1 protein-coding gene is annotated in these 552 nt (G+C 66.8%); it reads left to right on the top strand.

Annotation, left to right across the window (positions count from 1 at the left end; all coding sequences use genetic code 11):
• On the top strand, positions 1-551 hold a 551-nt coding region (locus IU459_RS37510), incomplete at its 5' end, for an aldehyde dehydrogenase family protein (RefSeq protein ID WP_195134305.1).
• Between the last annotated feature and the right edge of the window lies 1 nt (position 552).

A 552-nucleotide genomic window follows, 5' to 3' on the forward strand; every position in this document is an offset into this window, starting at 1 on the left:
CGATCTTCGAACAGTTCACCCAGGCGGTCGCCGACGCGGCCGGCCAAGTGAAGATCGGCCCCGGCCTCGACCCCGACACTCAGCTCGGCCCGCTGGTCTCCCAGGAGCAGTTCGATCGCGTCACCGGCTACATCCAGGCCGGTCTGCGCGACGGCGCCCGCGCGCTCACCGGTGGCCGCCGCCACGGTGACGCCGGATTCTTCGTGGAGCCAACGGTTTTCGTCGATGTCCAGCCGTCGTTCTCGATCGTGCGGGAAGAGATCTTCGGCCCGGTCGTCGCCGCGATCCCGTTCGGTTCCGAAGACGAGCTCGTCGCCGCCGCCAACGACTCGGAATACGGCTTGGCCGCGGGCATCTGGACCCGGGACGTGTCGAAGGCGCACCGCGTCGCCAAGCGACTGAAGGCCGGCTCGGTCTGGGTCAATCAGTACAACGGCTTCGACACCGCCCTCCCGTTCGGTGGCTACAAACAATCCGGGTGGGGCCGTGAACTCGGCAGCGCCGCACTCGATCTGTACACCCAGACGAAGGCAGTCAACATCGCGTTGTAAG

Source organism: Nocardia amamiensis (assembly GCF_015477605.1).
GTDB lineage: Bacteria > Actinomycetota > Actinomycetes > Mycobacteriales > Mycobacteriaceae > Nocardia > Nocardia amamiensis_A.